The sequence below is a fragment of the Micromonospora sp. RTBAU3-60 genome, from assembly GCF_054963695.1.
Genome location: NZ_JBUEGB010000029.1, coordinates 23,531 through 41,437, shown reverse-complemented (window position 1 = coordinate 41,437; position 17,907 = coordinate 23,531). Strand labels below are relative to the sequence as shown.

Sequence of the window (17,907 nt, the reverse complement as noted above, 5' to 3'; positions counted from 1 at the left end):
ACGCGGTCGGTGGCGGGCCGGTGACGGCGCGCGACGCAGCCGGTCGGAGGACCCGTCCGCCGTGGCGCGGGACGTACGCTTGTCGGACTGTCGGGACAGGGGGTGCGGGTGCGAACTCGGGTTGCAGTCGTGGCAGGCGGTGTGGTGGTGGCGGTCGTCGCCCTGCTCGGCGTCTATTTCGTCACGAAGCAGTTCGGGCAGCACCTCCGCCTGCCGACGGCCAGCCGGACCTGCACCGTCCAGGCCGACGGCCAGGTGGTGCTCAGCGCCGAGCAGATGGCCAACGCGGCCACGATCGCGGCGATCGGGGTGCAGCGGCGGATGCCCGAGCGGGCCGTGGTGGTGGCGCTGGCGACCGCGTACCAGGAGTCGCACCTGCGCAACATCGCGCACGGCGACCGGGACTCGCTGGGCCTGTTCCAGCAGCGCCCGAGCCAGGGCTGGGGCACCCCCGAGCAGATCCAGGACCCGCGCTACGCGGCGAAGAAGTTCTACGCCGCGCTGAAGAAGGTCAGGGGCTGGGAGGAGATGCGGGTCACCGAGGCCGCGCAGCGGGTGCAGCGGTCGGCCTACCCCGAGGCGTACCAGAAGTGGGCCGACGAGTCGGAGGTCCTCACCCGCGCGCTGCTCGGCGACGCGACCGGCGCGGTGGCCTGCACGGTCGGGCCGCAGCCGACGATGCGCGGCCCGGCCGCGGCGGCGGCCCTGGTGGAGAGCCTGACCCAGGACTGGGGGCTGTCCGGCCTCACCCCGCCGACCGACCTGACGGGGTTCGCCGTCCCGGCGCCGGACAGTCGCAACGGCTGGCGGTACGCCCACTGGCTGGTCTCCCACGCCGACGACCACGGGGTGAAGCGGGTCCGCTTCGGTGACCTGGAGTGGACCGCCGAGCACGGCACCTGGGACCGGGTGAAGGGCGGCCGGGCCGCGTCGACCGAGGTGCTGACGGAGGTCTTCGCCGCGACGTGACCGGGCCCGGGCAGCGCGCCCGGCCACCGACTGGCGGCCAGCGTCCGGCGGCAGTCAGCGGCCAGCGGGCCGGCGGTCAGCGGCCGGCGGCGGTCAGCGGCCAGCGGGCCGGCGGTCAGCGGCCGGCGGCGGTCAGCGGTCAGCGGCGGCCAGCGGTCAGCGGCGGCCAGCGGCAGCGACGGTCAGCGGCCGGCGGCGCCGAGGCGGCGGCGGACCTTCTCCCGGATCCGCTCGGGCAGCTCGGGCACGTCGGCCAGCCGGGGCAGCAGGTCGGGCTCCAGCGTGGTCGCCCGGAACACCTCGCCGATGGTCACCCCGTGCGCCGGGCGCGCCACCACCTCGACCGGGTCGCCCGCGCCGATCTCGCCCTCGCGCAGCACCCGCAGGTACGCCCCGGGCGCCGCCCGGACGGTGAACCGCTTGATCAGGTCCGGTACGCCCCAGAAACCGGCGAAGGTGGTGCACGGGGTGCGCGGCTTGGTCACCTCCAGCAGGGCGGAACCGACCGCCCACCGTTCGCCGATGATCGCTCCGGTGACGTCCACCGCGCAGGTGGTGAGGTTCTCGCCGAAGGCGCCCGGGCGCAGCGGCCGACCCAGCTCGGTGGCCCACCAGCCGGCGTCCTCCTCGGCGTACGCGTACAACGCCTGGTCGGGGCCGCCGTGGTGGGCCCGCTCGCCGATGAAGTCGCCGGCCAGCCCGTCGAACCGGACCCGCACCGGGCCGTCGACCGGCCGCTTGTCGATGCCGCTGCGGCCGCTCGGGTCGCCCGCCCATTCCGCCTCGGTCACCACGCCCACGTTCACCGCTGCCAGCCGTCCCGTCATGGCGGTGAGCCTACGGGCACCGCTCCGGCCGCAGAATCGCGCGTCAAGGCGGGGCCCCTGCTTGACCAAAGACGTTGAGAAGGGACCCCTGCTCGACCCGGAGACGTTGAGAAGGGGCCCCTGCCCTGCACCTCAGCCCTTGACGGCGCCGGAGACCAGTCCGGAGACCATCCGGCGCTGCACCAGCAGGAAGAACACGATCACCGGCAGGGTGAACAGCGTGGAGGCGGCCATCACCGAACCCCAGGCGGTGTCGTCCCGCCCGAAGAAGAACGTCATCGCCACCGGCAGGGTGTACTTCTGCTGGTCGTTGACGAAGGTCAGCGCGAAGATCAGTTCGTTCCACGCGGTGATGAAGGAGAAGATGCTGGTCGCCACCAGGCCGGGCGCGACCAGCGGGAAGAGGATCCGGCGGAAGGTCTGCGCCCGGCTGGCGCCGTCGATCGCCGCCGCCTCCTCCAACTCCTTGGGCACCGCGGCCACGAAGCCGCGCAGCATCCACACCGCGAACGGCAGCGAGAAGCCCAGGTACGTCAGGATCAGGCTGGGCAGGGTGTTGTAGAGCCCGAGCCGCTGGATCATCAGGAACAGCGGGATGACCAGCGCCTCCAGCGGGATCATCTGCACCACGAGCAGCAGGATCAGGAAGCTGGTCCGCAGCCGGAACCGGAACCGGGCCACCGCGGTCGCCGCGAGCAACGCGACCAGCGCGCTGAGCAGCACCGTCGCCACCGCGACGAGCGCGCTGTTGAGGAAGAAGTCGGTGAACGTCACACCCGGGATCAGGTTGCCGGTGAGGATCTCCCGGTAGTGCTCCAGGGTGGGCTCGGCCGGCACCGGACGCGGCGTCGCCGAGAAGATCTCCCGGTTGGGCTTCAACGAGGTGGCGATCATCCAGTAGACCGGGAACGCTGCGAAGAGCGCGACCAGCAGACCGGCGCCGTTGAGGGCGACCTTCTTCACGACTCGTCCTCCTGCCGGAGCACCATGCGGACGTACACACCGGTCACCACGAGCAGGATCAGGGTGAGGATGACCGCGATCGCCGACCCGAGGCCGTACTTGGGCGGCGGCGAGAAGGCCTCCGCGTACGAGTAGATCGAGAGCATGAACGTGGGCCGGTCCTGGGTGCCGCCGGCCAGCACGAACTGCTGGGTGAAGACCTTGAAGTCCCAGATCGTGGAGAGCACCACGAGGATGCCGAAGACCGGGCGCAGCATCGGGAAGGTGACCGACCAGAAGACCCGCCACGGCCCGGCGCCGTCCACCCGGGCCGCCTCCTGCAACTCGCTCGGCACGCTCTTCAGCCCGGCCAGCACGCTCACCGCGATGAACGGGAACGAGTGCCAGACCACCACCAGGGTCAGGATCGCGAAGAACAGCAGCGGGTCGTTGAACCAGCCGTAGCCGGTCCAGTCACTGCGCCCGAAGAGCGTGGTGGACAGCCCGTCCGGGAGCTTGTTGAACAGCCAGGTGACCAGGCCACTGGTGTCGTCGAAGATCCATTTCCAGACGATGGTGCCGGTCAGCGCCGGGGTGGCCCAGGCCAGCATCACGCAACTGGCGACGAAGGTGGCCATCTTTCGGCCGAGCCGGTTGAGCAGCAGCCCGACCAGGGTGCCGAGGATCATCGTCAGCGCCACGTTGGCCACCGCGAACAGCACGGTGTTGCGCAGCACCGTACGGAAGAACGGATCGCCGAGGATCTGTGCGTAGTTGGCCAGGCCCACCCACGGCCACTCGCGGTCCCCCCGCAGTTGCCGGACGCTGTCCAGCTTGTAGAAGGACATCATCACGACCTGGCCGAGCGGCCAGAGCAGCAGCACCGCGATGACGGCCAGGCAGGGCAGGAGCAACAGGTACGGGAGGCGGTCCACGCGGCGACGCCGCCGCGCGGGGGTCTCCCGCGCGGCGGACGTGCCGGTGGCCTCGGTCAGCGTGGTCACTTGGCGTTGAGGATGCTTTCCATCTCGGTGGCCGCGTCGGCGGTGGCCTTCTCGACCGTCTTCTGGCCCTTGATGACCGAGCTGTTCATCGCCTGGGTCACCGTCTTGGTCCGGCTGACCTCGACCCACTTCGGGGTGAGCGGGGTCAGCTTGGTGTTCTGCATGGCGGTGGCGCACCCGGACATCACCTTGTCGCTGGCGTAGTCACCGCCGCCGACCAGGTCCTTGTAGACCGGGAAGAAGCCGAGGCTGCTGGCGAACTCCTTGTCCTTCTGCTTGCTCAGCAGCACGGTCATGTAGTCCCAGGCCAGGTCCTGCCGCTTGCTGTCCTTCCACAGGGCGATGTCGGAACCGCCGGCGAAGGCCGGGGCCGGCTTGCCGTCCGCGCCGGGGATGGGGAACGTGGCCCACACCTTCTCGATGTCGGGGTTGTCCTTCTTCATGGCGGCGCCCTGCCAGCAGCCGGCGAACGCCATGGCGGCCTTGCCGGTCGAGAACTGGGTGCGGGCGTCGATCTCGTTCCAGCCCGCGGCGGCCGGCGGGGCGACCTTGTTCACGGTCACCAGGTCGGTCCAGAACTTGACCGCCTTCTGCGCCTCCGGCGTGTTGTAGCCGGACTTCCAGGTGTCGCCCTGCTTGGTGGCGATCTCCGCCCCGGTCGACCAGAGGAACGAGTAGAACGGCAGCTCGGAGTTGCCGGGCAGCGCGATGCCGTAGGTGCCCGGCTTCTTGGCCTGGACGGCCTTCGCGGCGGCGACCAGCTCGTCCCAGTTCGTCGGCGGCTTCACGCCCGCCTCGGCGAACCAGTCGGTGCGGTAGAAGATCGCCCGGACGCCGGCGTACCACGGCACGCCGTACTGCTTGCCGTCGAGCTGGGCGTTCTTCACCAGGTCGGGCAGGATGTCCTTGCCCTCGGCCCAGCCGTTGAACTTGCCGCTGACGTCGGCAAGGGCCTCCTGCGCCGCCCAGCCCTGCGTCTCGGTGTTGCCCAGCTCGGTGACGTCCGGTCCCTCACCGCCGGCGAGCGCCGCCTGGAACTTCTTCGGCGCCTCGAGCCACGGGATGTACTGCACCACCACGTCGGTCTCGGGGTGCTTCTTCTTGAACTCGGCCTCGACGCTGTCGAGGAACTTGTTCTGGGCGTCGCCGCCCTCGCCCATCATCCAGACCGTCAGCTTGCTGTTGTCGGCGGCCTTCTCGTCGTCTCCGGAGCCACCGCACCCGGTCAGCACCATCGCGGCCGAGGCCACGATGGCGGTGACCGGCGCCAGCCGCTTCCACCTGTTCACGCCTATATCTCCCTCACGCCGTTTGGCACTAACCTTCTCCGCCGCACCTTAGTAGGAAAAATTCCTTTACGACAGGGGGCAGTGTGCGGGCGGGGGCGAGGCGACCGTATCGCAGCCCGCCGCCCGGGCGGCAGGGGTGACGTCCGGGCAGGTCAGGCCGGACAACGCCGGCGGGCGCCCGACCAGGTCGGGCGCCCGCTTGAGCGTTTCGGGGGTTGTGCTGTGAGGTCAGTAGCGCGAGACGCTGCGCCGCCCACCGACCCCGGCGACCAGGGCCACCGCGATCGCGGCCAGCACAACCTGGACCAGCAGTTCCATCCAGTCGATGCCGGCGGTCTCGGTCGCGATGCCCAGGGCCCGGGCCAGCACGGTGCCGAGCAGCGCGGCACCCACGCCGATCAGCATGTGCAGCCACATTGGCATGTTCTGCCGGCCCGGCACGACCAGGCGGCCCAGCGCGCCGACGATCAGACCGACGATGAGCGCGGTGATGATTCCGATGACGGTCATGGTCGCTCTCCTCCTAAGATCTGTCACACGTTGTCGCGTGTTGTCTGTCGTGACCGCTAAGTTCCCGACCGGCCGAAAACCCAAACCGATTCGCCGCCGGACGGATGGCACCCGGTCGATGCCCGGCCCTGGACCCGCCTCCTCGACAAGGTGATTGCGCAGGTGGCGCGGGGTGCCGACCCGATTGGACGGCGGGCGTCCGCGGCGCGGAAAGGCACCTCCGGGGTACGCGAAAAACGGCCGGCGCCCCGCCCGCGGGACCCGGATACGGGTCACCGTGGCGGGGCGCCGGCCGCGCGTCGGCGTACCGGCGATGGGCCTACTTCTTGCCGGCCGGTGGCTTGCCGTCGCCGGAGTCGGAGGAGAGGGCGGCGATGAAGGCCTCCTGCGGCACCTCCACCCGGCCGACCATCTTCATCCGCTTCTTGCCTTCCTTCTGCTTCTCCAGCAGCTTGCGCTTACGGCTGATGTCACCGCCGTAGCACTTGGCGAGCACGTCCTTGCGGATGGCGCGGATTGTCTCCCGGGCGATCACCCGGCTGCCGATGGCCGCCTGGATGGGCACCTCGAACTGCTGGCGCGGGATCAGCGTGCGCAGCTTCGCCGCGATCGTCGTGCCGTAGTTGTACGCCTTGTCCTTGTGCACGATGGCGCTGAACGCGTCCACCGGCTCGCCGTGCAGCAGGATGTCCACCTTGACCAGATCGGACGCCTGCTCGCCGGAGGGCTCGTAGTCCAGCGAGGCGTAGCCCTTGGTGCGGCTCTTGAGCTGGTCGAAGAAGTCGAAGATGATCTCAGCGAGGGGCAGCGTGTAGCGCAGTTCGACCCGGTCGGCGGAGAGGTAGTCCATGCCGAGCAGGCTGCCCCGCCGGCCCTGGCACAGCTCCATCACCGCGCCCACGTAGTCGTTCGGGGTGAGGACGGTGGCCCGCACCGTCGGCTCGTACACCTCGGCGATCTTGCCGGTCGGGTACTCGCTCGGGTTGGTCACCACGATCTCCTCGCCGTCCTCCTGGACGGCCCGGTAGACCACGTTCGGCGCGGTCGAGATCAGGTCGAGGTTGAACTCCCGCTCCAGCCGCTCCCGGATGATCTCCAGGTGCAGCAGGCCGAGAAAGCCGCAGCGGAAGCCGAAGCCGAGCGCCCCGGAGGTCTCCGGCTCGTAGGTCAACGCGGCGTCGTTGAGCTTGAGCTTGTCCAGCGCGTCGCGCAGGTTGGGGTAGTCCGAGCCGTCGATCGGGTAGAGACCCGAGTAGACCATCGGCTTCGGGTCCTTGTAGCCGCCGAGGGCCTCCTTCGCCGGGTTGGCGTTGATGGTGACGGTGTCACCGACCCGGGACTGCCGGACGTCCTTCACGCCGGTGATCAGGTAGCCCACCTCGCCGACCCCGAGCGCGTCGGACTTCTGCATCTCCGGCGAGATGACGCCGATCTCCAGCAGTTCGTGGGTGGCGCCGGTGGACATCATCTTGATCCGGTCGCGGGCGCTGATCCGGCCGTCGATCACCCGGACGTAGGTGACCACGCCCCGGTAGACGTCGTACACCGAGTCGAAGATCATCGCGCGGGCCGGGGCCTCGGCCTCGCCGACCGGCGGCACGAACTGCCGGACGATCTCGTCCAGCAGGTACGGCACGCCCTCACCGGTCTTGCCGGAGACCTTGATGCAGTCCGCCGGGTCGCCACCGATCAGGTGGGCCAACTCCTCGGCGTACTTCTCCGGCTGGGCGGCCGGCAGGTCGATCTTGTTGAGCACCGGGATGATGTGCAGGTCGTTCTCAAGGGCCAGGTAGAGGTTGGCCAGGGTCTGCGCCTCGATGCCCTGCGCGGCGTCGACCAGCAGGATCGCACCCTCGCAGGCGGCCAGTGACCGCGACACCTCGTAGGTGAAGTCCACGTGACCCGGGGTGTCGATCATGTTGAGCACGGCAGTCTCGCCGGCCCGGTCACCCTCCCGGACGGTCCACGGCATGCGGACCGCCTGGCTCTTGATCGTGATGCCCCGCTCGCGCTCGATGTCCATCCGGTCGAGGTACTGGGCGCGCATCTGCCGAGGATCGACCACGCCGGTGAGCTGCAGCATCCGGTCGGCCAGGGTCGACTTCCCGTGGTCGATGTGGGCGATGATGCAGAAGTTCCTGATGCGCCCGGGGTCGGTGGCACCAGGAGCGTTCGCGCCGGGATCGAGCGTCGGTGGCACAGCGGTCCGTTCTGGTCGGCTGACGTGAGCGGGCCGGCGTGGCGCCGGCCCCCTCTATGCTCCCACGCCGCCCGGGACGCCGGTCCTCCCCGGTCACTCCTCCGGCGGCGCGGCGAACAGGGCGGCGAGCCGAGGCAGGCGGCGGGTGACCTCCTCCTCATCGTCGAAGTCCCAGAAGTCGTTCAGGTCGGGAACCGGCACCGGATCACGGTCCGCCGGTAGCTCGGTCGCGGTCGCCTTCCGGTACGCCTCCCAGGGCACCGCCAGCATGTCCGCGCACTCGAACTCCTCGCCGCTGAGCGCGGCGGCCCGGACCTGCGGCAGCTCGGCCAGGGAGTCCGGGTCGGCGACGGCCTTGGCGAAGACGCCCCGGCCCTGGGTCATCAGCCAGCCCCGGAAGTATTCGAACCCGTCGCCGGAGGCGCCCCCGTTGATCAGGTAGGCCGCGCCCCAGAGGTCGACCCGGTAGGAGGCGGCGAGCACCCGCTGCTGGTGGTGGGCGTACCCGACGATCTCCGCCGGGTACCGCTCGGCGAGCAGGGCGACCGCGCGGGCGGCGATCGCTGCGGGCTCTCCCCCGCCGCCGGCGCGGGCGCGGTCGATCAGCTGCCAGAAGTCGTCGGTCCTCATGGCTCGCCAGTCTGGCAGAGCCGACCGACGGCGAGCGCGTACCCGGGCCGCCACCCGGTAGGGCAGCATGGGCGGGTGCGCGCGGTGTCCCTGCCCCCGGTGCCGTACGAGGCGACGGCCGTCCGCCCCGACTGGGCCGCGCTGCCGGCCGGGCTGCGGGAGGCGGTGGCCGCCCGACTCGGCGGCCCCCCGGTGGCGGTCCGGCTGGCCGGTGCCGGCTTCACCCGGGGCTTCGCCGCGGTGCTCACCGGTCCCGACGGCGGCCGGGTCTTCGTCAAGGCGGCGCCCCTGGACACGCAGCGGCAGCTGGCCGACTGGTACTTCCACGAGGCCGCGATCCTGGCCCGGCTCCCCGCCGGCCTACCGGTCCCCCGCCCACGCTGGGCGCTGACCGAGGCCGGCTGGTACGCGCTCGCCCTGGACGCGGTCGACGGGCGGACGCCCCGGCTGCCCTGGGACCCGGCGGAGCTGGACGCCGCCCTCGCCGCGTACGCCGAGGTGGCCGCCGCGCTCGCCGATCCGCCCGGGGAGCTGGTGGCGCTCGGCCTGCCCCGCCTCGCCGACCTGGCCCGCGACGACATCATCTGGTGGGGCGAGGTGGCCGCCGGCCGCGAGCCCGCGCCGGAGCTGCCGGCCTGGGCCCCGCTCCCGGAGCTGGTCACGCTGGAGTCCCGCCTCCCCGGGTACGCCGTCACCGGCGGGCTGGCGCACGGCGACCTGCGGGTGGACAACCTCCTGATCGACCCGGCGGGTGGGGCGTGGCTCTGCGACTGGACCTGGCTCTGCCACGGGCCGGCCTGGTTCGACCTGGTCAGCCTGCTGATCACCGGGTACGCCAGCGGCCTGGACGTGGACGTGGCCTTCGCCACCCACCCGGCGGCCGCCGACGCCCCCGCCGACGCGCTGGACGTGACCCTCGCGGCGCTGTCCGGGTACTTCCTGACCAGCGCCGCCGCCGGTCCGTCGACCGCCTCCCCGCACATCCGGGCGCACCAGCGGTGGAGCGGCGAGCAGGCGCTCGGTTGGCTGGCCGCCCGGCAGGGCTGGGCCTGAGCCGTCCCGGCTCGCGGCCTCGGCTCGTCCCGGCCTGAGCCGTTCCGGCTCGCCGCGGGCTGCCCCCGTTTTGGCTCGTCCCGCCCTGGGCCGTTTTGGCTCGTCCCGGCCGACCTGGTAACCTGGCTTTTCGCGCGGCGATGACGCATGCTCGTCGTGCGCGGAAGCTGACCAACCCGAGCTATCAAGACGAGGCTGTCGCGTGGCGAACATCAAGTCCCAGATCAAGCGCAACCGGCAGAACGAGAAGCGCCGGCTGCGTAACAAGTCGGTCAAGTCGTCGCTGAAGACCGCCGTCCGGAAGTTCCACGAGGCTGCCGAGGCTGGCGACACCGAGCTGGCCACCACCCTGATGCGGGATGCCACCCGCAGGCTGGACAAGGCTGCCAGCAAGGGCGTCATCCACGCCAACCAGGCGGCCAACCGGAAGTCGGCGATCGCGAAGCGCGTCGCCTCGTTCTCGGCCTGACGAGCGCCGCAGACCTGGCCGGAAGCCCCGGGGCACCCGCCCCGGGGCTTCCGGCTGTCTGCGTTCTCCGGGCTGCCCGCGTTCCCGCGGCTGACTCCGCTCCGGACGCGGGCCCGTCGACCCGGCCTCCGGATCGGCGATACGGCGCTGTCCGGGGTCTTCGCACACCGCCACGTCGGCGGAACGGCGCTGTCCGAGGTCTTCGCACACCGCCACGTCGGCGGAACGGCGCTGTCCGGGGTCCTCGGACACCGCCACGTCGGCGACGTTGAGTCGATCATGCCCACCGCCGGCGCCGGCGCCATGCGGCGGGCCGCCGGCGCGGAGCCGACCCCGGCCGCGGCGGGGTGCGCCGACGGACGAGCCCGTCAGCGGAACGGCTTCCGAGGCTGGTCCGGCCAGCGCCCCGCCCGGTCGCCGGGGAGGACCGGTCCGGCGGGGCGGACGCCCGGCAGCGTCGGGTCGCCGGTGCGGACCACGCCGGGCAGCGCCCGGGCCGTCGACGGCACCCGGGCCCGCCCGATCACCGGCTCGATCTGCCGGCGGAAGCGGTCCCGTTCCTGCTCCGGCACCTGCGCCGCGGTGCGGATCACCACCTCGGCGACCATGTCGTTGACCTTCACCATCACCGCCACCGCCGCCGGTAGCACCAGCACCGCCCACCAGGTGACCAGCTCGGCGAGGGCGAGCAGCACGGCCAGCGCCACCGTCCCCTCGAAGAAGAGGAAGCAGAGCACCCCGCCCGGGTTGACGAAGCGCAGCCCGAGAACGCGGGCGTAGAGCGGGCGGTACCGCTCCTCGTCCGTCGGGACCGTCGTCCAGGACCGGGCGGGTCGGGTCACCGGGCGCCGCCCTGCCGGGCCGCGGCGACCGCGAAGACCGCCCGCTCCAGCGCGTACGCCCGGTCGTCGGAGCCGCCCTTGACGGCCGCGTTGCACTCGGCGGCCGCCCGCATGGCCGCCACCAGACCCTCAGGGGTCCAGCCCCGGCCCTGCCGTTGGGCCCGCTCGATCTTCCACGCCGGCATACCCAGGCTGCTGGCCAGCTGGTACGGGCTGCCCCGCCCGGCGGAGGCGACCCGGGCCACCGTACGGACGCCGTCGGCGAGCGCGTCGGCGATCGGCACCGGGTCGACGCCGACGTGCAGCGCCCAGCGCAGCGCCTCCAGGGCGCCCGGGACGTCGCCGACCATCGTCGCGTCGGCGACCGTGAAGCCGGTCACCTCCACCCGGCCCCGGTAGTAGCGGGCCACCGTGTCCGCCCCGATCCGCCCGTCGGTGTCGGCGACGAGCTGCGCACAGGCGGCCGCCAGCTCCCGCAGGTCGGTGCCGACAGCGGCGATCAGCGTCTCGGCCGCGTCCTCGGTGCATCTCCCCCCGCTGCGGCGGATCTCGTCCCGCACGAAGGCCACCCGCTCCCGGTGCCCCTTGAGCTTCGCCGCGGGCACCACCGTCGCGCCCGCGGCACGCAGCCCGTCGGCGAACGCCTTCCCCTTCGCGCCACCGAGGTGCAGCACCACGAGCTGCACGTCGGGGTCCGGGTTCTTGGCGTACGCCAGCAGCGCGGTGACCAGGTCCTTGCGGGCGTCCTGGCCGGACCGGAGCACAAGGACCCGGCGGCCGCCGAAGAGCGACGGACTGAGCATCTCGGCGATCTCGCCCACGGTCAGGGAACCGGCCTGGTACTCGCGGACGTCCACGTCCGGGTCGACGCTGCGGGCCCTGGCGACGGCTTCGGTGACCGCTCGCGTGGCGAGCAGCTCCTCGTCGCCGAGAACGAGCAGAATAGGAGGCAGGCTGGCGGGGGTCACGTCGCCCATATTCGCACGGCCCCCGACCGGATCGTGCCTGCTCATCGGCGACTGTGACGGCACAGCCCGCAGTCAGCGCGAATCCAGACATTTGAGTCGATCCACCCGCTATCCCAACAAGTCGCTTCGATCCGCCGAGGTCACCGGCCGCCCCGACCTCCCGGCCCCACGCCCCTGGCCACCACCGCGAGACCCGCCCCGTCCCGCACCGCGGCGACGTCCCCGTCCGTGTCGGTCCGCAGCACTCGGGCGCCGGCGCGGGTCAGCCGGTCCAGCAGGCCCGGGCTGGGGTGCCCGTAGTCGTTGTCCACGCCCACGCAGACCAGGGCAACGGCGGGCCGGACCGCCGCCAGGAACTCCGGATCCTGGTACGCCGACCCGTGGTGGGCCACCTTCAGCAGGTCGGCCCGGACGGCACCGGGTGGCAGCGTCTCCAGGAGCGCCCGCTGCTCCTCCGTCTCGGCGTCGCCCGGGAGCAGGATCCGCACGCCGGCCACGGTGGCCGCCAGCACCAGGGAGTTGTTGTTCGGATCCGACCGGCTGCCCCGCAGCGGGTACGGCGGCCCGAGCACCGCGAGCTCCGCCGACCCGAACCGCCAACGCCAGCCGGCCGGGACGGCACGCAGCCCAGCACCGCCGGCACGGGCGCCGGCGCGTACCTGGGACACCCCGTAGGGCGGCTCGGACCACTGGGGAGTCACCACATCCGCCACCCGCCGAACGCGGAACACCCCGGCGATCCCGCCCACGTGATCGGCGTGGAAGTGGCTGACCACCAGCAGCGGGACCTCGCGTACGCCGAGCCGGCGCAGGCACCCGTCCGCCCCCGCCGGGTCCGGGCCGGCGTCGACCACCACCGCCCGGCCGGCCGCCACCGGCAGCACCACCGCGTCGCCCTGCCCCACCGCGCAGGCCACCACCACCCAGCCGGTGGGTGGCCAGCCGGCGGCCAGCAGCCGGACGGGCAGCGCGCCGAGCACCGCCGCGACCACGCAGACCGCGACGAGCCGCCGGGCCAGCGGCCGCCGGGCGGCGAGCAGCAGGGCGACGCTCAGTGCGGCCAGCAGCAGGGCGCCGGTCACTCCGCCCGGCCAGGGCAGCGTCCCGGCGGGCAGTCGAGCCCCGTGCCGGGCGATCGTCACCAGCCACCAGGCCGGCCAGCTTCCCAGCCAGGCGGCGAACTCGGCGTCCGCCGGCCAGACCGGCGACGCCACGGCGGCGAGCACGCCGAGCACGGTGGCGGGCGCGACGGCCGGCACCACGAGCAGGTTCGCCGGCACCGCGACCAGGCTCACCGTCCCGGACAGGCCGGCGATCACCGGACCGCAGGCGAGCTGGGCGGCGGCCGGCACGGCGAGCGCCTCGGCCAACCCTACCGGTACGCCGCGCCGGCGCAGCGCGTCCCGCCAGCCGGGGGCGAGCAGCAGCAGCCCGGCGGTGGCGCACACGGAGAGCGTGAAACCCGGGTCCCCGGCCAGCTCCGGGTCGACCAGGACCAGCACGGTGACCGCCGCGGCCAGCGCGGGCAGCGCGGCCCGGGACCGCCCGGCGGCGAGCGCGGCCAGGCCGATGGCTCCCATCGCCGCGGCGCGGACCACGCTCGGCGACGGCCGGACCAGGATCACGAACCCGACCAGGGCGATCACGCAGAGGACGGCGGCCTCCGGGGACGGCCCGGGCCCAGCGGGCGAGCAGCAGCACCGCCCCGAGGACGATGGCCACGTTGGAGCCGGAGAACGTCAGCTAGACAGGTGACTGGGGTTTCCGCAGCTCAGGGGCGGCCTAATCTAGCCCGCTTCGCCCTCAAGGTCCCTGCGTCGCTGCTCGGCCCAGGCCCGGATGTCGGCTGTCGCCCACACGCGGCCCACTGTCAGGTGAGCGATCGGCTTAGGGAAGTCCGCACGGTCAGCGAGCGTGTTAGCTCGCTGCCTGGACACACCGAGGAAGGCCGCTATCTCGGCCATGGCCATAACGTCCTCGGTCATCGATCTAGACCATCCAGGTAAGGCCCTTTACGACTCGTCAACAGGGGTCACCCGAAGGGGTTGACGACTCGTCAACCCTTCGGCAAGAGTTGGAGCATGCCCATACGGAGGGTCCTCAAACCGATACCACTTGCTCCTGTTCACCGGCCTGTCTGGCGCCGCTGGCTCCGCCGTGACTGCTCCTGCGGGCTGAGGTGGAAGACATGTCCTGACAAGCACCAGGCCGTGCCCGTCGAGCCGATACCCGAGCCGCCCGCACGGATCGAGCCGCATTGGAACCAGCCAACACAGGTCCTATGGCTCGGAAACTTCCTGACGCGAGGGCAGGCGTACAGAGCGAACGGCGGCAGGCATGCCTAGCGCACCGCCCAGAGACCACCTGCCGCTACGGCCGCTGTGGCTGTGTCGAGTCTGCGCGCAACCGTGGCCGTGCGGGGAAGCACGGGCAAGGCTGTCCGCGGAGTACGCAAGCGATCGCGTAGCACTGAGCGTCTACCTAGCGTCGATGATGGGAGAGGCAGTGGAGGATCTACGGAAGCTCAATCCCGAACCTGACCTAGACCAGGGGCAGGTATTCGGCAGGTTCCTCGGCTGGACGAAACCAGCGACCGAGGCTGAGAAGTTCGACCGGATGGCAGACACTGATGCGAAGCGGCAGGGGCTCGCCTGTCTCATCTGCGGACACCAGGGGTCGGGCCTGCTTGGTGGTTACGGCACCAAAGAGGATCTAGTCATCTGCGGCAACGGGGCCGGCTGCGGCCGTACCGGGGAGCAGGTGGCAGCTGCCAACCGCGCGCAGTAACCCGATAGTCCAGGATCAACCCGAAAGGGCCCCAGCGGCCCGATGCTGGGGCCCTTCTCGCTGGTCGAGCACCCTCGATACCCGTAGGCTTGCTGATCGCTACAGCGTTCGCGTCACGGGTGGGGAAGCATGTCGATCAACTACGCCTGGGTCCTGGACGAGTGGAGGAAGTTCCTCTACATGACGGACCGCGTCAAGACCGGGCGAGGCACCCGCACGCACAGCGACGAGATGCGCTTCCGAATGCCTGACGATGAGGTGGAGAAGCAACTCTCCCTTGTACGCCACTCGATGGAGCGTGTCTTAGAGGACTGGCAGTGGCCTTACTACACCCGGAAACTCGTCGGCCAGGTCGCAGAGATGCGTAGGGAGATTCTTGCTGCTCTTCCCTTGATCGAGCGTCGCGACGAGATCGAGGCAAACCTCAGTTTCGATGAGCCAGGCCCGCAGATCGCAGCGGACGACCTTCACCCCTGGGCGTGGAGCGCGGCTAGGCCGCATTGGGAGAGCGGCAACCACCGAGCGGCGATTCACGCCGCAGCGGTCAACGTCAACTCTCGGCTTCGCAAGAAGCTGAGCCGGTTTGACGTCTCCGAGAGCAAGGCTGTACGGGAGGCGTTCAGCCTTGAGGACCCTCAGCCTGGCCGGCCGCGCTTGCGTCTGTGCCCTCCGGATGACCCGGACCACTTCAAGAGCGTCCACGTCGGGGCCACCAACCTCGGCTGCGGGCTGTTCGGCGCAGTGCGTAACCCGGTCGCTCATCTCTCGGACGAGGATCACGACCTACCGGAGCAGGAGGCCCTGGAGTGCCTGGCAGCCTTTAGCCTCTTTGCTCGATGGATCGACAGGGCAGAGATTCAGGAGAAGCCAGCTAGCGAGGCTTCCCGAACTCCCACACCTGATGCTCAGGACTGAGGCAGCGGATCAGCTCAGCGCGGCTTCCGACCGTTCGCTAGCCGCACGTCCAGAACAACTGCAGTACTACAAGCGGATCTTCGCCGACCTCGTCGTGCCCGAGCTGGCACCGACCATGGTCGGCCACCACATCCGAGCCGAGTGCCGGCCAGAGGCGCGACCCGAAGCCGGGCTGGCCGTGTCCGCGAGGTCCGCGACCCCGTTGGTCTCCGTGGCAAGGTGCTCTCCCGGATCGGGGAGGCGGAACGGCCGAGGGTCCCGCCCGGAGAAAACCTCTGCCGCGCCATCGCCAAGATGCCGGTCCAGGAGGAGCCGTGAAGATCAGCGAGGAAGAGCCAGGCGTGTTCGTGGCCGTGCTTGAAGTGCCACTCACGCCGGCCGAGGTGAGCGAGCTTACGAGGATGGTGCCTGCGGACACCTACTGCGTCGACGCCGAGGGCGACGGGGACCTTCTGTACATGACGTGGGAGCGACCCGGACGTTGACCTGGGCGAAGCGGTAGGAAGAGGGTCCCGAGCTTCGGGGCCCTCTTCCTTGTCCTCCGCCCCGCTCCGCTGGGTCGACCGCCAGCGTGATCCGCTCCGTGCGTCCGGCATGCACGGTCAGCGGCCTTGGGCCGTTGCAGGACGCGAGTGACGTTCCGCTGTGTCCGCCACTAAGCGGGCTAGTAATCTCCGGAAAGCTTTGCTCGAATCTACTTAGAGGTAGCGGAAACCCGGAAACCATAGAGCTGCTACTTAAGCAGTCTACGTTAACTCTAGATTGTCTGGCCTAGAATGCTCTCAGAACGACGTCACAGCCTTAGCTCTGATCCCACGATCCTAATAAGGCTCCAAGAAACTAGCTAATTTAAAGCCTCTAAACCAAACAGAATAATGAACCGCAGAAATAGCCGAGATAGAAAGAAAAAGCGGACTGGCCCGGCCAATAGGCCTTGACGCCCACCCATTCCCGGTGCATAGTGGAATTGCGCGTCCGGGGACACCCGGACCGACCACAGAGGAGCCGCCGGGACCACCCCGGAGGGAGGGGACGAGGATGGCCATCATAGTGGAGGGCGGCCGGCACAACTAGGTCTGTCGGGACCGCCGGCCGTCCACCGGGCAGATAAGCCACGATTCCCCGGGCAGGGAGGCTTTCTAGCTCGCAGGGTAATAGTACCGTCAGAGGATGCGGCTCCGCTACCGCCGACACGGCCGGGGCCGACATCCTCACCACGTGTGACACCGGACAGGATGATATCTGCACGGCTCTCGCGCCTGGCGCTCTCAACAGGCTGCGCTGGTGTCAGTGTTGCCGTTCGGCGTCTCCTCTCTCAGCTTCAAGATCTAGCGGACGGCTCTCACTGGTCAAGCTCTGCAGCCACCTCGTCGACCTCCATCAAGACGTGACACATGCGACCCAGCAGGGCGTAGGCACGAGGCTTTGGAAGGTCGACAACATTATGAGCGAACTCGTTCCGCACAAAACTAAATGCCGCCCTAAGCTCGCTCCGCAGAATCTTCAAACCAGCATTATGCAGACAATTGGACTGATCAAGGTTTTTTATGAATGAATCAATGAGCCTGAACCCGACGAGCCGGGACGACGACGGCGTCAGTTCGCGTACCCGCGATTCGATAAGAACGCCAAGTTCGCGAAGGGCCGAATCGTACAACCCCCTCTCTATCATAGGGTCGACCCGTGGGCGCGCGCGCTCCGGTATATCTAACGCATCGGCCCAAAGGCTTTCCAGTCGGATCCAGCCCTGATCGGTCAGTCGCACGGTGCCTGAGCCGTCGATACCGAGCCAGGGCCGATAAGGAGTGATGTCGTCCTCTCCGTCGTCATAATCCTCAAGCGGCGGCAGTTCCAAGGGAACCTTCCGGCCACCAATCTCTGCATAGAGCGACGAGAGGATGTCGCCCGGAAGTGGTTTCCCACCCTCCCGCTCAATGTCCTGCAGGAGCCTTGCTCTGAGTTCCTCGCGTCGCCGTGCCTCGTATCGGCGATGGGTAAGTCGCTCGACGCCATCCACTAAGCCAAGATCGTGCGCCTCCAGCAGGTCCTCATGCCAAATCGCGACATGAAAGGCTCCTTCGTCGCGGGGATCCTTGTACTTGCCGTGGCCTCGCGCCAAGAAGAGGGCGCATCTGTCAATATCGTCAATACGCTCGAATTGCGCACCAAAGGGAAAGCTGCCTAAACTTGTCACCGCCACCTCCCATCCGTGCTCGAACGGGTAGGCCGGCCAGTTGGCGTGGATCAGCATCACGCCTCGCGAGGTGAACCCAAGAAAGCCAGGGTGTTCCTCAAGACTCATGTCACTCCTCTGCCTCTGATTGAGGGTGCGGACGGTGACGGAACCCAACTACTCACGGGCGGCTCACCTTCGACGATGGGCTTGACGACCAAGGTAGCCACCAGCCGCCCGCCTCGGTAGCCAGCTACCTCCCATGCTCTGGCCTTCAAGTTGCGGGACAACGGCTTCGCGGCCAGCACGCGACCAAGCAAGGCACCTAC

General features: G+C 70.0%; 16 protein-coding genes and 1 pseudogene. 6 read left to right on the top strand and 11 right to left on the bottom strand.

The window, feature by feature from the left end; all coding sequences use genetic code 11:
• The first annotated feature begins 102 nt into the window (after positions 1–102).
• Positions 103–969, top strand: a complete 867-nt coding sequence (locus tag ACY34I_RS24995) for a hypothetical protein (RefSeq protein ID WP_462757459.1) — start codon at positions 103–105, stop codon at positions 967–969.
• 182 nt (positions 970–1,151) lie between these two features.
• On the opposite strand, the gene ACY34I_RS24990 is transcribed toward ACY34I_RS24995, so the two are convergent.
• From ACY34I_RS24990 to ACY34I_RS24960, 7 genes are all read right to left on the bottom strand, one after another.
• Positions 1,152–1,796 carry an MOSC domain-containing protein gene (locus tag ACY34I_RS24990; RefSeq protein ID WP_462757458.1) on the bottom strand — a complete coding sequence of 215 codons (645 nt, stop codon included), beginning with the start codon at positions 1,794–1,796 and terminating at the stop codon, positions 1,152–1,154.
• 132 nt (positions 1,797–1,928) lie between these two features.
• Complete coding sequence (locus ACY34I_RS24985) at positions 1,929–2,759, bottom strand: carbohydrate ABC transporter permease (protein WP_148797334.1); 831 nt, start codon at positions 2,757–2,759, stop codon at positions 1,929–1,931.
• Positions 2,756–3,742, bottom strand: a complete 987-nt coding sequence (locus ACY34I_RS24980; protein WP_148797335.1) for a carbohydrate ABC transporter permease — start codon at positions 3,740–3,742, stop codon at positions 2,756–2,758. Before ACY34I_RS24980 ends, ACY34I_RS24985 begins: the two co-directional genes overlap by 4 nt.
• On the bottom strand, positions 3,739–5,031 hold the full coding sequence (locus ACY34I_RS24975; RefSeq protein ID WP_462757457.1) for an extracellular solute-binding protein: 1,293 nt from the start codon (positions 5,029–5,031) through the stop codon (positions 3,739–3,741). Before ACY34I_RS24975 ends, ACY34I_RS24980 begins: the two co-directional genes overlap by 4 nt.
• 228 nt (positions 5,032–5,259) lie before the next feature.
• Positions 5,260–5,541, bottom strand: coding sequence for a GlsB/YeaQ/YmgE family stress response membrane protein (locus ACY34I_RS24970; protein ID WP_148797337.1), 282 nt, complete (start codon positions 5,539–5,541; stop codon positions 5,260–5,262).
• Positions 5,542–5,860: 319 nt separating this feature from the next.
• Positions 5,861–7,741, bottom strand: coding sequence for a translation elongation factor 4 (lepA, locus tag ACY34I_RS24965; protein ID WP_148797338.1), 1,881 nt, complete (start codon positions 7,739–7,741; stop codon positions 5,861–5,863).
• Between the two features lie 93 nt (positions 7,742–7,834).
• Positions 7,835–8,371 carry a DUF4240 domain-containing protein gene (locus ACY34I_RS24960; protein WP_462757456.1) on the bottom strand — a complete coding sequence of 179 codons (537 nt, stop codon included), beginning with the start codon at positions 8,369–8,371 and terminating at the stop codon, positions 7,835–7,837.
• A gap of 75 nt (positions 8,372–8,446) precedes the next feature.
• Here ACY34I_RS24960 and ACY34I_RS24955 point away from each other — a divergent pair, with 75 nt between their 5' ends.
• Complete coding sequence (locus ACY34I_RS24955; protein WP_462757455.1) at positions 8,447–9,424, top strand: phosphotransferase family protein; 978 nt, start codon at positions 8,447–8,449, stop codon at positions 9,422–9,424.
• A gap of 202 nt (positions 9,425–9,626) precedes the next feature.
• On the top strand, positions 9,627–9,893 hold the full coding sequence (gene rpsT / locus ACY34I_RS24950; RefSeq protein ID WP_462757454.1) for a 30S ribosomal protein S20: 267 nt from the start codon (positions 9,627–9,629) through the stop codon (positions 9,891–9,893).
• Between the two features lie 368 nt (positions 9,894–10,261).
• On the opposite strand, the gene ACY34I_RS24945 is transcribed toward rpsT, so the two are convergent.
• The 3 genes and pseudogenes from ACY34I_RS24945 to ACY34I_RS24935 form a co-directional block, all read right to left on the bottom strand.
• On the bottom strand, positions 10,262–10,735 hold the full coding sequence (locus ACY34I_RS24945; RefSeq protein WP_462757453.1) for a hypothetical protein: 474 nt from the start codon (positions 10,733–10,735) through the stop codon (positions 10,262–10,264).
• Positions 10,732–11,712, bottom strand: a complete 981-nt coding sequence (gene holA / locus ACY34I_RS24940; protein ID WP_462757496.1) for a DNA polymerase III subunit delta — start codon at positions 11,710–11,712, stop codon at positions 10,732–10,734. Before holA ends, ACY34I_RS24945 begins: the two co-directional genes overlap by 4 nt.
• A 131-nt stretch (positions 11,713–11,843) precedes the next feature.
• A pseudogene (locus ACY34I_RS24935) lies at positions 11,844–13,437 on the bottom strand (ComEC/Rec2 family competence protein); the annotation flags it as partial.
• 771 nt (positions 13,438–14,208) lie between these two features.
• Between ACY34I_RS24935 and ACY34I_RS24930 the strand changes: the two are divergent.
• The 3 genes from ACY34I_RS24930 (at position 14,209) to ACY34I_RS24920 (ending at position 15,890) form a co-directional block, all read left to right on the top strand.
• Positions 14,209–14,490: a hypothetical protein gene (locus ACY34I_RS24930; protein WP_462757452.1), complete on the top strand. Its 282-nt coding sequence runs from the start codon at positions 14,209–14,211 to the stop codon at positions 14,488–14,490.
• A 129-nt stretch (positions 14,491–14,619) separates the two neighbouring features.
• Positions 14,620–15,405 (top strand): TIGR02391 family protein, encoded by a 786-nt coding sequence (locus ACY34I_RS24925; protein ID WP_462757451.1) that lies wholly within the window; start codon positions 14,620–14,622, stop codon positions 15,403–15,405.
• A gap of 314 nt (positions 15,406–15,719) precedes the next feature.
• Positions 15,720–15,890 carry a hypothetical protein gene (locus ACY34I_RS24920; RefSeq protein WP_462757450.1) on the top strand — a complete coding sequence of 57 codons (171 nt, stop codon included), beginning with the start codon at positions 15,720–15,722 and terminating at the stop codon, positions 15,888–15,890.
• A gap of 857 nt (positions 15,891–16,747) precedes the next feature.
• On the opposite strand, the gene ACY34I_RS24915 is transcribed toward ACY34I_RS24920, so the two are convergent.
• Complete coding sequence (locus ACY34I_RS24915) at positions 16,748–17,707, bottom strand: hypothetical protein (RefSeq protein WP_462757449.1); 960 nt, start codon at positions 17,705–17,707, stop codon at positions 16,748–16,750.
• Positions 17,708–17,907 lie beyond the last annotated feature (200 nt).